This is a genomic window from Mesorhizobium sp. WSM4849, from assembly GCF_055811385.1.
The window spans coordinates 1-13788 of record NZ_JBVVPW010000064.1 but is presented as its reverse complement, the minus strand read 5'-3'; the positions used below and the strand labels follow the sequence as shown (position 1 = coordinate 13788).

The following is a 13788-nucleotide window of genomic DNA, read 5'->3' as shown; positions in this document are numbered from 1 at the left end:
ACCGGCAGCTTGTCGATGACGCCGGCGACGCGCGTCGCCAGGACCGCGCGCTTGTCGGCTTCGGTCAGTCCGGAAATCCGGATGGCGCGCGCATAGGTACGCCTGGGTGGGGTTATGGTCGCGACGGTGCGTAAGGTCGCCTTGGGCTGTTCTGCCTCAGCGGGCTTGGCCTTGCCGCCGTCAGCCGCCTTTGGCTGCTCGACCTCCCCCGCTTTGGATTTGTCGGCGGCCGCGCTGCCGACGGACGAGAACTCGCCCGTCGCCATCCACGCAGCGAAACCGACAAGCACAACAATGGCTGCAAGCTTGTGAAACCTGTACTTCGGCATCGTCGTTTTTTCCAGTGCGCGGGATTCGGCCGGGCCGCGTCTTCTAACTCGGCGCGTTGCGCGCAAGGCCGTGTTCAACTTGCCGTGATCGGCGAACGAGCTTCTACATCAAAGTTGCACCTAATTCTGAAAGCGGGGCCGTTCGTGAGACCCGATGTCAAAACACCACCACGCTTCACCGTGTGGTTTGCCCACCTCGTGCGCTTCTGGGACCATTCAGCGAATGAGAGTCCGTTTGACGCGCGCATAGACACGGATGAGGAAGAACGTCCCGGCACCAATTTCCACTGTCTTCGGATCGTTGCCTTCTGTACTCCTATGGGCATAGGTGGTTGGTGCTCAGGCTTCTTCGTCGGGCGTGCCTGCAGGCCGAGGCACCTGATTTCGGTCACACCCCTAATAGGGTCGGCAGGATTGGCAAAATTGATTGTTCGGATGACAACCATCCACGCCCTAAACACATCGAAGGTGGAATTGGGCGTGGCTGGGTCCGCGCCTGTGTGGCGTTGGCCGACAAACGCTTGGCGGCGGTCGGGAATTCCGCACACACAGCGATTGACACGCTGACGATCCGCGACGGAAGAGGCTCGCGGCATTCAGCAGCCCCGTCTTCATCAAGCATGGAGCCCACCTTGTGCGTTGTCGATCTCGTAGACGCGATCGAGTTTGAGGAGTGGCCGGAGGAACGCCGCAGTCTGATCCATGAAACAGCCCTTCACCGGTGCTACCAAGCACAAGACGCCGCACGCCGATGGGCGTGGCCCGCGATGCCTTTGTCGGCTTCGCGGAGCGAGCCGGATTCCTGAAAGACCCCAGGCGGAAATGCGGTGGATCGCTGCTTCCAATTCGGGCGGTGGACAGGTGTAGGTTCGTTCGGCCGCCCACCTCGTGTGCCGGCTGCGCCGGATGCGGCTGACCATGGAGCGACAAGCGTGCAACCACGGAACCGGCTGGGCGCTGCGCGGGTCGAAAATCGCGGCGGTCCTCTCTCGTTCCAAGACAGAGCAATCCTGACCGATCGCTCCGTAGAGGGGCGGCCCTGCCATAATCAGCACCGAAAGCCGATTGACCGGCCCAGATACCTCGTCGTCCGCACCAGGAAAACGAACGCTTGAAAGAGCAGATCACGCTTCCGCCCATACAAGGGGAGGAAGGCGTCATGCTCTTCACTGGGATCGAGGATCCCGCGCAGCCGCGACCGCTCACATCGAACCAAACTCGCCAGCCTGCTACGCCGGCACGCCGATGATGACACTATGGTGACTGGGGTTCACCGCCTCAGCATGGCCGCAATGCCATGACGGACAAAGGGAAGATGTTGGCCGAAGCGCAGCCCCACATGTCTTGCAAGACGTGCCGCCGGATGCTCGCTTGAGTAGAGTCCGACGAGGATATTCGTAGCATGATAGAGCGGCGCCGCCGACAGGCGCAGTCGGCTTTCATATCTGCGGAGCATGTCGGGATCGGCAATGTCGCGACGGTCGCGCCATGCTGTCAGGATGCCACGGGCGAGTTGCCTCTGGCCGCCGAGGCCGATGTTGAAGCCATGCGCGGTCACCGGGTGCATGCCAATGGCAGCGTCGCCTATCAATGCGGCGCTCGGCGCCCGGAACCTGTGCGCCCAGGTGGTGACCAACGGATAGATATGGCGGCTGCTTGCCAAGCTCATGTTGCCGAGGCGCCCTCGACAGCGCTTCGTCAACTCCATCAGGAACAACTCGTCGTCGAGGGCAAGCAGTCCGTCGGCCTCGTTTGAAGGCAAAGTCAAAAGCAGCGACGACATGCCTCGCGCGAGGGGCAACATCGCTACCGTCTGATGATGATCGAACCATTCGATCGCGATCTGGTGGTGGGGGCGCTCGTGCCTCACCCGGCAAATCAGCATCGAGTTGCCAAGCCGATTGATATCGGCGCGGATGCCGAGCAGATTGCGGGTGGCGGACAAACGCGAATCGGCGGCAACGAGAAGCCGAGCGGTCAGCTGCCTGCCATTGGAGAGCGTTATGACTGCTCCCTGGTGACTGTTTGTTGCACGCACGACCGAGTGGCCGCACAGCAGCCGGACATGGCCCTGCAAGCGGATGATCCTGAACAGGGCATCGCGGATCCGGCAATTCGGGACCAGAACGCCAGTGGTTCCGCGGATCCGCCAGGGGAATCGAAACACAGCGCAAAAGGGCTCGATCCGTTGAGGACGCGTGCGCCTTGAAGCGGTGACTTGTCAGAGCCGCGGATAACATCCCAAGCGCCGAGCTCGCGAAGGATCCCAATCGAGGCGTGGGTGAGCGCGATCTCGCGACCGTCGAAAGCCGGATTTTCCAGTCTTTCCAGGGACTGCCCTTCGACAACCGCCAGTTTGAGCTCGCTGTGGCAAGCGATGCGGCGAAAGAAAGTCCGACCGGCCGGGCGCCAACGACAATGATGTCGAAGCTGTCATCAAAGCCGGCCATCAGCGTGCCGCCAGCGCGTTGGCTATGCCCGACAGATCATGAAGCGCTCCCATGGCCCACATTTTGCGGCAATCGATACAGCAAAGCTGACCAAGAACGAGCGTCGCTTCCTTGCAGAAAGGGCAATCACGGTCATTGACATGCCGACGGGTCAAGCCGCAGCCCGTCTCGTCGGATTGGGCGAGACATTGCATGAGGCCTAACGGGCAATCGTTGAGCCATTCCCAGACGCCTCAACATTGCCGAAAAAGTAAAATGGGCATTGTCTTCCGGGTTATTCAACAACTCCGAGAGGCGCTGCTGTTTCGAGCCAGCGCTGGAAGAGCTGCGACGGTTATTCATTCGAGGCTTCAGCTGCTAGGACATTCGATGCTGCGGATAAACAGCGGCGACGGGCTCGAACCAGCCGAGCAGAGCATCGTCTGGCGCCGGAGTTGGCGCGGCGAGCGGTCGCAGCTGATCGGCTTCACTTGGCGGCAGAAGCTGTGCGCACGGCACGATGATAAGGGGTGGTTGGGGTCGATGCCAATCAAGCTAAGGCCAAGCGTGCTCACCGCATAGGCGGTCACCTGCCACTGCCATCCCAGAGCGTCAGGATGCTCTGCGCGATAGCTTGGCGCGCTGCACACGCGAGCGATTTGTTCAGGGCGAGCCGGTTCATCAACGAGACCCGCTGCTGCAGGAGTTGTAAACGCCCGCACCATCGCGCCGCGAATCCGCGCTTGTGGCGCTATGACCTCGAGGCGAGTGAGTTCGGCGCTAACAACGCAGACTGAAGCAAGCCGATCAGCCCGGCCCATGCCGGAGAGCACGGCGACCAATGCCGTCAGCTACACCACCTAGGGAGGACACGATCCGGACACGATCCCGCCTGCGGCGCGAGTTGAAAAGCATACGTCCACGTCCGCCATTACCGCATGCACCGCCTTGGATAAGGCCTGCCCCGAGGCATGGCGGGGCCCCGGTTGGCGTTCGTATCGACGGCAGGTTCCTAAGCAGCGACTCCCGTGAGGTCGAGCAGTTCTAACTGGCGGCTTGAGTCGACGGCGCTCACGCACAGCCGTTCCAGGTGCAGCCCGTTATGCGGCCCTCGCCCTTCCCATTGGCCTGGGCAAGCTTTTGGGTGGTCCTCAGCACCGCCGGTCGCAGAGAGGTCCGGTTTGCACCGTTAGCACATGTATGCGTCCCTCTCTTCTGTTTGGCCTGACTGAACAAACTTGCACCCGGTCGGACACGCAGTCCAACCAGGATGCGCGCGTCCACATCAAGCCCCATGAAGGCGAAGAAAATCCTCATACGTCGCTTGCAACCCGGCACCAAGAGACGTTTTGGCCTTCCAGCCAAGCTTACGCAAGCGCGTTACGTCCAGTAACTTGCGCGGAGTACCGTCTGGCTTCGTCGTGTCGAATACCAGATTGCCCTCCCAGCAGACCGCTGCCTTGACGAGTTCCGCCACCTCGCGAATTGTGACATCCTCGCCAACGCCAACATTAATCAGGGGCGCAGTGTCGGGGGCAGTCAAGGCGTCAAAAACCGAATCTGGCAGGCCAAGCAGGAACGCAATGGCATCGCCTACATCCGACGAATACATAAACTCTCGCCGAGGGTTTCCGGATCCCCAGACCCCCACCGAGGAGTCGCCGTTTATTTTAGCTTGATGAAAACGGCGTATCAGAGCAGGCAGAACGTGGCATTTTTCGGGGTGATAATTATCGCCGGGACCATATAAGCTGGTCGGCATCAACGCGAGATAGCGCGTCTGGTACTGCCGGTTAAAAGACCAGCATGATTCGACTCCTGCGATTTTTGCCAAAGCGAAGGGACGATTCGTCGCTTCAAGCGGACCGGTGAGAAGGTATTCCTCCCGTATCGGCTGCGGACAGTCGCGTGGATAGATACATGAGGAGCCAAGAAAAATCATCCGTTCGACGCCTGAAGCGTAAGCGGCATCAAAAACACTGAGTTGGATCGCGAGGTTGTTATGAAGGAAATCGACAGGAGAGCTAGCGTTCGCCAGTATACCACCAACCTTTGCGGCGCACATAATGACGTAATCGGGCCGCCGCGACATGAAGAACCTGCGCGTCTCGGTCTGGTCAAATAGATCCAGTTGGTCGTGAGTACGTGTTATTATCTCATACGATCCTAACGCCTCGAGGGCACTCATTGTGGCGGATCCAACAAGGCCGCTATGGCCTGCCACATAGACTTTCTTCATCTTTTTGTTTCCCATGTGATAACGCTATGGACGCTCCTTAAGAAGGCCACCCTAACGCTGACAACAAGCCAGCATGGCGCCGCCGTTGTCATCATAACTCTCGTGGACTGTATGAATAATAACCCTGCGTCATCAGCACTGCGTCACGCTCTGCCATGCGCAAATCTTCCCGAACCATCTCCCTAACCAATTCAATGAAGGAGATTTTTGGCTCCCATCCAAGTTTTTCTTTGGCCTTGCGGGCATCGCCGAGAAGTGTCTCGACTTCTGCAGGACGAAAATAACGGGGATCTACTTTTACGATCAAAGCTCCCGTCTTTGCATCGTATCCCTCTTCGTCGACCCCTTCCCCAACCCAACGAACACCAATGCCGAGTTCAGCGGCCGCGACGGTGACAAATTCGCGCACCGAATGTTGCTCACCGCTAGCGATCACAAAGTCTTCAGCTTGCTCCTGCTGCAGCATCAACCACTGCATCTGGACGTAGTCTCGAGCGTGCCCCCAATCGCGAAGAGCATTAAGGTTGCCCAAGAATAGATTCGGCTGCATTCCAAGCTTAATCCGAGCCAGGGCGCGCGTGATTTTTCGCGTTACAAATGTTTCTCCGCGCGCGGGTGACTCATGATTAAATAAAATGCCGTTACATGCGTACAAATTGTAAGCTTCTCGATAATTTACGGTGATCCAGTGAGCATACAATTTCGCAACAGCGTAGGGTGATCGGGGGTAGAACGGTGTCGTCTCGGTCTGTGGCGTTTCCCGCACCAGCCCGTAGAGCTCAGACGTCGAGGCTTGGTAGTAGCGCGTATGCTCGACGAGCCCCAGGATCCGAATTGCCTCGAGGATACGCAGCGCACCCAACGCGTCCGAGTTCGCGGTGTATTCTGGTTGTTCAAAGGAGACTGCAACGTGGCTCTGAGCTGCCAGATTGTAAATTTCGTCCGGCTGAACCAGTTGGATGACGCGCGTAAGGCTGGACGAGTCTGTCAAGTCCCCGTGGTGAAGTGTAAGATCAACGCCACTTTCATGAGGATCATGATAGAGATGGTCTATACGGCCCGTATTGAAAAGAGACGATCGTCTTTTTATCCCATGCACAGAATAGCCCTTTTCCAGCAGCAATTCTGCGAGGTAGGAACCGTCTTGCCCCGTGACCCCGGTGATTAAAGCGACTTTTCTCTTTGACAAGCTTGAATCCTTTTGATTTTGACGCGCCGAAGAAAATGCTCGCCTGCGGCGGGATTGCGTGGCGAGAAAGGGGCGCATTGGGCAGGGCGAACGGGGCCTCTGCGCGAAGGCAAGGGAGAGTTCGAGCGGGATGCCAACCCCTTCATGGGGTCGGGGAACGGTCGAAAGAGTTATCAATCAAGATCAAACGACGCGGGTCCTTCAGATCGAATTCGACAATTCGTGGCACGAAGAGGCGGGCATAGCGGGAGAAGGCGCTAGTCGGAGGAAACCGAATTACAGTGTCGCATCTACCAAGGAGATACATCTCAACGAGAGCGGAAAAACCCCCGTCAATGCCCAGTGCTGCACTGTTTAAGGGGCCGGCCTGATCCGCTTGGAAGCGTTTTGGGACGGTGAAAAGTTCGGGAAATACGCCCGACAAGTGATCAACAACCTGGGCGCTGTCTGTACACAAGAACACCCTTACAGGCCTTGGATGCGGTTGCGCTTTGGCCATGCGAATGGCAGTGCATACCTGCTCTAAGGCAACCTTTGGATCAGCCCAGTAAGGTGCGTGATCCATAATATCTCCGCCGTTGCCGTGGCGGACATGGACCCCAATTATGCTGTGCCCGGCAAAGTGTTCCTGGTAGAGCGCTTCAATCCGATCCTCAATTTCGACCCTCGGTCTGATGCTCCGAAATATCGTTCGCTCGGCTTGCTCATCGCAGCGCCACATCAAGCAAGCATCACACACTACCGTGTTGGCTTCACAATCATCTTGGGCCTGGAAAAGATCGTTAAGCTCGTCACGTTCTTGGAAAATCTGTTCATCCGGACGGTACACGCAGTCGATGGATGGCTTGTTCCACCACGACGGGAAGAAGGGACCGGGGAATGAGACGTGGTTGATCTCGTCATCGCAAATGACCCGTACACCACCGATCTCTTCAATTGGCTTGAAGAAAGCCGGAAAGGCATTCGCAAACGGGTTGTCGAGGTAACAAGAGCCGCGCCAATCTATTGCTAAAGCCCGTCCCGTCCGATGTGCGTAGTCCCATGCCGACGCGAGAGACCACAGGCAATCACCGAGACCCTCGCGCCGTCGAGAAACAACGAACCGATCCATCCTTGAGCCATCAACAAGCATCTAAATTGCCTCTTTCCAAAACAACCACAAACCTCAGCTTTGCTGCTGCCTTTGAGGCAAGCGCCTGCGCAATTCGGGGAGCTTGTCGTGCTGCGCCGATGCGATGTAGCTTGCGTCGATCGCGGAAGTGCCTGGCCGCGATGGACGCGCGCCTAGGCTGGTATTCGGCGCACACCAGAAAATGCTCTTTGGAGCCAACGCAGACATCAACGACTTTCCCGAAAGGCTTACATCTTTGAATTCGTTCTATGCAACGTGCCGCAACATTCGTAAAATCGTCTGTTTCGATGAAACGCATCCACGTGATGGATGGCTAGTGACATGGGTTCCAGGGCGTTGACCTGAACCCTCTGAACCCTCTCGTTGTGCGTCACTGCTAATCCCAGCGGAACCTTACGGCGGCAGCACGCAGCATGACCCAAGTCAGCCGGCCATGAGCGCGACTGCAACGACGACATCCGACGGAGCCGTTGACATGACTTCACTTGCACACTTCCTCAGATCATCATCCCTGCTGGAAGACCTGGGCAGAGCCGGCGATATCACGAGCGATGCAATTATCGCCGCCGATGCAAAGCCACGCTTTCGCTTAACGCGCGCCAAGCGGGCGTGGGTGCGGGCTCGACCTGTGGCGTTTTCTTTCTTGCTCGTCGATCCAGCAATCGATGTGCAAATCCGGCGGCCGGACGGCAGCGATGTCGAGCAGGTCAAACCATTGCGACGGTAAACGGGCCGGCGCGAAGCCTGCTGAGCGGACCGCGCTCAATTTTCTGTGCCGTCTGAGCGGCATTGCTACGGCTACGGCCGCGTTGTTTGTCGAAGCGATACGCGGTCAGGCGCCAATCACCCGCTTCGCGCTCGACGACGCGGTGCTCAAGGACAACCACATCGCCATTGCCGGCGACATCCGCACCGCAATCGAGCGGGCGCCTAGCGCCATAGGTCACATGGTCAAGATCGAGGTAGAGGTGGACAGGCTGGACCAGTTGGAGATAGCGCTTACAGTGGGCGTCGACGGCATGCTCCTCGACAACATGTCGGTCGAGGAGCTTGCGCAGGCTGTGCCTATGTCGGGCGCAGCGCGATCACCGAGGCCTTGGGCTTGAGTAACGCGGGCGAGCGCCCGGCAATTGCGGCGACCGGCGTGGACCGCATATCGGTGGCTGGCTTACCCGCAGCGCGCCCATTCTCGACATCGGTCTCGTGCTCGGCGCCGGCGGCATGCTGATGTACCCGGCCTGGGTTCTGACCGAATTGAAGAAGATCACTGAGGCCTTCGGCACGCTCCTGATCGCCGACGAAGTGATGACCGGTTGGGGAGCGCACCGGAACCATGTTCGCCTGCGAACAGGCGAACATCTCTCCAGATATCCTGTGCACCTCGAAGGGCTCGATTTTGGGATAGCCGATGTCTTGTCGATTTCAGGGTGACGGCGATTCAGGTCCGGAACGTCCGTGCGCGCGGAAACTCGGGCTCGGATCGATTTAGATGCGCAGATTTTGCATGTTAATTCAGCCTTGATCATCCACAGCTAACTTGAATGGGATCGCGTATTCAGTCCGAGTAGCTCGGCAAAAACCCGCCGCTCTGGTGCCCTCAGCGCGATCACCCGGCACTTCAAGATGTTTCATAGCTCCGGACCGTTCCTAACGATCAGGGTGCCGGATGGCCACTCGCTCATCGAGCGTCCAATCGGCACAACGACGACGAGCACGTCCTCGACGCGCGTGGGCGGCAGGTCGAGATACACATCTGCGAGAGTGGACTGCACGCGAACGCCCGACACAATCGCCGCCAGGCCGTCTCTGCAGAACCTCTCCATATGGTTCCGCATCGCGTGCCGAACGGTGCCGAAAGCGAATGGAACTCCAAGCTGCCGCAATATTGGATATAAAACGCGCATTGAATGACCGATCCCTTGTCCCTCAAGATCCGCACGCACCCCGTACAACCCCAAGTCGGCCACCATGAGATCGACCTCGTCAACCTTGATGAAGCGGCGTAGTATGCCGATATGAGCCGCTACGCCGTGCGCGTCGTAGCTGATTGCGCGGAGCTCCGGCCTCGCACCGGCCCAGCTACGGCCGCCTTCGAATGGCTCTGAGTTGAAGGCCCCAGTCGGTCCGTAGGTCTTTCGGAAAAACTCGGAAAGTTCGACATGGTCGGCCTGTTGCAAGTCACTTTCCCAGCACAACCTCCACCGCACGTCAGAGCACATGGAAAAACCTCATCTTTGTTGCTGTTTTGTTGGGGAAGCGCCTAGCAGGGGGAACGCTTGTCGCATCGAGCCGGCTCGATGTAGCTTGTGCAGGTCGCCGAAGAAACTAGCCGCAATGAACATGCGACTCCGCTGTGTTGCGAGCACACCGGAAGGCGTACACCAGGAAAATGCTGCTCGGAGCCAATACAAACATCGATAGTTACCTTTGGCTTACATCTTTGAAATCTTGCTATGCGACGTTCTGCGGAATTGGCAAAATCGTTTGTTTCGATGAATGCATTCCACGCGATGGATAAGAAAGACATGCGTTTCAAAGAGCTTGATCTAAACCTCCGCCCAAGGCGGCCTTGATCACGAGGCTTCGACCCGGCCAGTTGCCCGACCGACCCACTCGTCAGTTGCCAGACCAACCGACTGCTATCTGGGTGGGAAACTTCCTTCACTGTTGATACGCGTCATCGGGGCGCACTGAACTTTTCACGCTAAATCATTGCCAAACCGCCGTTCACATGAACGGTCTGGCCGGTGATGTAGGCGGCCTCGTTCGAGGCCAGGTAGACCACAGCTGAGGCGACTTCCACGACGGTGCCCATGCGCCTGGCCGGAATGGCGGCCATGATCGCTTCTTTTTGCTTGTCGTTCAGCTTGTCGGTCATGGCCGATTCGATAAAGCCCGGCGCCACGCAGTTCACAGTCACGCCGCGTGTCGCGATCTCCTGCGCCAGCGATTTCGACACGCCGATCATGCCAGCCTTTGAGGCGCAATAGTTCGCCTGGCCGGGATTGCCGGTTACACCGGACACGGACGTGATGTTGATGATGCGGCCGTTGCGGCGGCGCATCATCGGATGGGTCAGTTCGCGGGTGAGCCGGAACATGGCGGTCAGGTTGACCTCGAGGACCGCGTCCCAGTCCGCGTCCGACATGCGGATAAAAAGCCCGTCCTTGGTGATGCCGGCATTGTTGACCAGTATGTCGACGCCTTCGAGTTCGGCTTCCGCCTTTGCGCCCAGAGCCTTGACCTCGTCGCGGTTCGAGAGGTTCGCTGGAAACAGTTTTGTCCGCCCGCCAAGTTCGGCAGCCAACGCCTCGAGCTTTTCGACACGCGTGCCGTGCAGGCCGACGGTTGCGCCCTGCGCGTGCAGCGCCCGCGCCACGGCCTCGCCGATTCCACCGCTTGCTCCGGTGACGAGCGCCTTGCGGCCGGTCAGATCGAACATTGTTATCGATTCCCTTTCTGAGGACCGGCTTCGCATGGAAGCGGCCACTGGCGGCCCTGCGTGCCTCCAGACATTGTCGGGTAAAGCTTTGGACACACCTCGAGCCGAACCGAAGGGCATGGCTTAACCTTCCGGGTAGCGGTACGTCCACGCCGCTTCAACAGTTGAGAATTTTGCAAAAACGGGGCCCCGGTTCGTCGAGCTTCCGCTGCCACTTGGCGCATTCACCGAGCCGGTCCAAGGCCACGTCCTTCACAATCGTGATCCGGCAAGCATTTGAATACGAGAGATAGAGTTACGGGAGGCACCTCGCATGGCTTCTACACCTGCTTGAACGCCAGAACTGCGTTCATGCCGCCCATGGCGAAGGCGTTGCTCAGTGCCACGCGCACCTTGCGCTCGCGCGCCACATTGGGCGTGACGTCGAGATCGCAATCGGGGTCTGGCTCGCGATAATTGGCGGTCGGCGGCACGACGCCCTCCTGCATCGCCATCACGCAGGCGATCATTTCAAGTGCGCTCGCCGCGCCGAGGCAATGCGCGTGCATGGACTTGGTGGACGAGACAGACATCGAATGGGCATAGTCTCCGAAGACGCGCTTGATCGCCGCCGTCTCGGTTCGGTCGTTGACCTTGGTGCCGGTGCCGTGGGCGTTGAGGTAATCCACGTCCTCAGCATTCAGCCCGGCGTCCGCAAGGCAAGCGCGCATCGCGGCCTCCGGCCCCTCGATGGACGGCGCGACGATGTGGAAGGCATCGCCGGAAAGGCCGATGCCTGCAATCTCGGCAAGCATTGTGGCACCGCGCGCCGCGGCATGCTCATAGCTTTCCAACACGGCCATGCCCGCACCCTCACCTAACACCACTCCCTTCCTGTCGGCGGAGAAGGGCCGGCAAGTATCCGGAGCGAGGGCGCGCATTGCATCCCATGCCTTCAGCTGACCGCATACGAGTGGCGCTTCGGCGCCTCCGGCAAGCATCACGTCGGCCCGGCCGAGCCTGATCTGATCCGCCGCCGAAGCGATCGCATGGTTGGCTGATGCGCATGCAGACGCGATGGCAAAGACCGGGCCGCGCAGGCCGAGGCTCATGCTGACCTGGCTGGCAGCGGCGCTCGGCAATCCCTTTGGTGCAGCATAGAGGCCAGTACGCTTCGCGCCGTCCAAATAGAGGGCGCGGTAGGTTTCTTCGACCGTTCCCCAGCCCCAGCCGCAGACGCCCACTGTCGCGCCGAAGCGATACGGATTTCCCTCGTCGCAGGAAAGTCCGGCGTGTTGCACGGCTTCGCGCGCTGCAAGCACAGCGAGCAAGCTGAGGCGATCCATGGAGATGAGCTGGTTGCGGCCGATGTCGTGCTTGGGCAGCTCGTTGATCTCGGTACCGACAGTGCCCTTCATCTCATGAAGCTCGGAAGTGACCATCGGGCGGATGGCGGAGCGGCCTTCGCGCATCTCTTTCCAGATAGAGGCGGCGTTGTTGCCTAGGCCGCAAAGCCCGCCCATCCCAGTAATGACGACTCGCCTGTCCAATCAGACCTCCTTCGCGAGCAAACCGCGGACGGCTTCCACCATGTCGCCGACATCCTTGAGATTCGACCAGGCGTCGGCCGAGTTCATGTCGATCTTGATGTCGTAGGCCTGCTCCACATCCCAGAGGAGATCCGCCAAACCCAGCGAATCGACGCCGAGCGAGGTCAGTTCCGTGGCAGTCGTTATTTCGCCGATGATGGACACACTTCCCTCGCCGCTTTCCAATTCGACGCGCTTCTTGATCGTGGCAATGATTTCCGTTGCAAGTTGATCAGCCATTCTGTTCCTTTCCATAGCAATGCCTTTTGACGTGGGTGCGGCGCCATACCTCTGCCAGTCACGTCGCGAAAATCGTCCCTGACCAGGCTTGTGCCACTCACCAACAACAGTCGGATTATAGAAACCGGATGAGTTCCGGTTGGTCTGAGGCGTTGGCATCCAACTGCAACTCATTTTCCCGGGGCAACTTCCATCGCACGTCTGAGCTCATGGAAAGATTTTCTCATTTCGGGCTCTTTTTCGCAGTCGTCACACGATAAGGGTAGCGGGTGATCAGGGCGTGTGAGGTGCTGTCGTCAATGCGAGATTCCGGAGGATTGATAAAATCGTTTGTTTCGATGAGACGCATCCACGCTGTGGATAGAGATACATTTCAATGATCCGGTAAGCCTCTGGTTCGGCAGATAATGCTACAGGAGGTATCCCGCATGGCCACTCCACGCAAAAGCTTGGCACGTCTCGAGCGCTGCTAGATGCTCAGCGCCTCACACTCGCTCTCTACGGTGCGACGAAGCGCGCTGGCGGTCGCGGAAGGCACAAAGGTTACCAATCCGCAGGGTGGATTCATCCTGTGGCTCGAGCTTCCGAACACCATCGATTCGCTCGACTCTTTCAGGGCTGCATCGCGGCGGCGGCATGGGCGGTATGGGCGGTATGGGTTTCTAAGGTCTGCGCCTCTCACCAATCTCAAAGGGCGGCAGCAATGCCGCCCCCTTTTTTGGAACGGAGCCGGTCGGAAAAGGTTTGGGGCTCGCGTGAAGTTGGAACCGAGGCCCGCCACCGCCGACACATTTGCGGAAAGCGAGACAACACGTCAGGAACGACCCCGGCTGCTGCGCTGATCAAGCAGAGAAAATTTGCAGGCCGCCATCGCAAGCAGGGCGCTGGTAATGAAAAATCTACCCTGAACATGTCTTAAAGCCGTGCGTGGGTAGCCATCGGTGTCGGGGAGCCAAGGTTTGGACAATGTTCGTGAATTGCTTCCCCTCGTGCCGACCGGGCTCCCCGCGATCTTCCTCATTGTGCTACACCGGCCGCGTGACCGCGTCAGTTTCCTAAGAGATGTTCTTGCGCGCGGCTCGAACATGCCGGTGAGTGTGGCAGTTGATAGAGGCCGCTACGGTATAGGCGCACTGCTATGTACCCAACCCGCAGAGCTGTCTGCGGCTGGTTCGGGCACTGGCGGTGGAGATCCACGAGAACTGGCTCGAGGCGACCCG

General features: G+C 58.8%; 7 protein-coding genes and 6 pseudogenes. 4 read left to right on the top strand and 9 right to left on the bottom strand.

The genetic code is table 11. The annotated features are described in order from the left end of the window. Both AC0L3L_RS35420 and ubiM read right to left on the bottom strand, forming a co-directional pair. Positions 1–329 (bottom strand): annotated as a pseudogene (locus tag AC0L3L_RS35420) (efflux RND transporter periplasmic adaptor subunit); the annotation flags it as partial. Between the two features lie 1270 nt (positions 330–1599). Further along, positions 1600–2779 (bottom strand): annotated as a pseudogene (gene ubiM, locus AC0L3L_RS35415) (5-demethoxyubiquinol-8 5-hydroxylase UbiM). A gap of 23 nt (positions 2780–2802) precedes the next feature. On the opposite strand from ubiM, the pseudogene AC0L3L_RS35410 reads away from it, so the two are divergent. Then, positions 2803–2982: pseudogene (locus tag AC0L3L_RS35410) on the top strand (SIR2 family protein); the annotation flags it as partial. Positions 2983–4043: 1061 nt separating this feature from the next. Here the strand turns inward: AC0L3L_RS35410 and AC0L3L_RS35405 are convergent. The 3 genes from AC0L3L_RS35405 to AC0L3L_RS35395 all read right to left on the bottom strand — a co-directional run bounded on the left by AC0L3L_RS35405 (position 4044) and on the right by AC0L3L_RS35395 (position 7318). Then, positions 4044–4997, bottom strand: coding sequence for a GDP-L-fucose synthase family protein (locus tag AC0L3L_RS35405; RefSeq protein WP_473518150.1), 954 nt, complete (start codon positions 4995–4997; stop codon positions 4044–4046). Positions 4998–5088: 91 nt separating this feature from the next. Beyond that, the gene (gene gmd / locus AC0L3L_RS35400) at positions 5089–6186 is read right to left on the bottom strand and encodes a GDP-mannose 4,6-dehydratase (RefSeq protein ID WP_473482486.1); all 1098 of its coding nucleotides are present in this window, start codon (positions 6184–6186) and stop codon (positions 5089–5091) included. Positions 6187–6328: 142 nt separating this feature from the next. After that, a complete protein-coding gene (locus tag AC0L3L_RS35395; protein WP_473482488.1) occupies positions 6329–7318 on the bottom strand; it encodes a nodulation protein NodZ in 990 nt (329 codons plus the stop codon). 475 nt (positions 7319–7793) lie between these two features. Between AC0L3L_RS35395 and AC0L3L_RS35390 the strand changes: the two are divergent. Together AC0L3L_RS35390 and AC0L3L_RS35385 are read left to right on the top strand one after the other, a co-directional pair. After that, positions 7794–8533, top strand: a pseudogene (locus AC0L3L_RS35390) (beta/alpha barrel domain-containing protein); the annotation flags it as partial. Then, a pseudogene (locus AC0L3L_RS35385) lies at positions 8516–8708 on the top strand (aminotransferase class III-fold pyridoxal phosphate-dependent enzyme); the annotation flags it as partial. The pseudogenes AC0L3L_RS35390 and AC0L3L_RS35385, both read left to right, overlap by 18 nt. A 238-nt stretch (positions 8709–8946) precedes the next feature. Here AC0L3L_RS35385 and AC0L3L_RS35380 read toward each other — a convergent pair. The 4 genes from AC0L3L_RS35380 to AC0L3L_RS35365 form a co-directional block, all read right to left on the bottom strand. Next, positions 8947–9537 (bottom strand): NodA family N-acyltransferase, encoded by a 591-nt coding sequence (locus AC0L3L_RS35380; protein ID WP_473489885.1) that lies wholly within the window; start codon positions 9535–9537, stop codon positions 8947–8949. A gap of 485 nt (positions 9538–10022) precedes the next feature. After that, positions 10023–10760 (bottom strand): 3-oxoacyl-[acyl-carrier-protein] reductase, encoded by a 738-nt coding sequence (fabG, locus tag AC0L3L_RS35375; protein WP_473641956.1) that lies wholly within the window; start codon positions 10758–10760, stop codon positions 10023–10025. A 320-nt stretch (positions 10761–11080) separates the two neighbouring features. Continuing rightward, positions 11081–12289, bottom strand: a complete 1209-nt coding sequence (locus tag AC0L3L_RS35370; RefSeq protein ID WP_473641954.1) for a beta-ketoacyl-[acyl-carrier-protein] synthase family protein — start codon at positions 12287–12289, stop codon at positions 11081–11083. Then, positions 12290–12568, bottom strand: a complete 279-nt coding sequence (locus AC0L3L_RS35365; protein ID WP_473489882.1) for an acyl carrier protein — start codon at positions 12566–12568, stop codon at positions 12290–12292. Between the two features lie 941 nt (positions 12569–13509). Between AC0L3L_RS35365 and AC0L3L_RS35360 the strand changes: the two are divergent. Beyond that, positions 13510–13680: pseudogene (locus AC0L3L_RS35360) on the top strand (chemotaxis protein CheB); the annotation flags it as partial. Positions 13681–13788 lie beyond the last annotated feature (108 nt).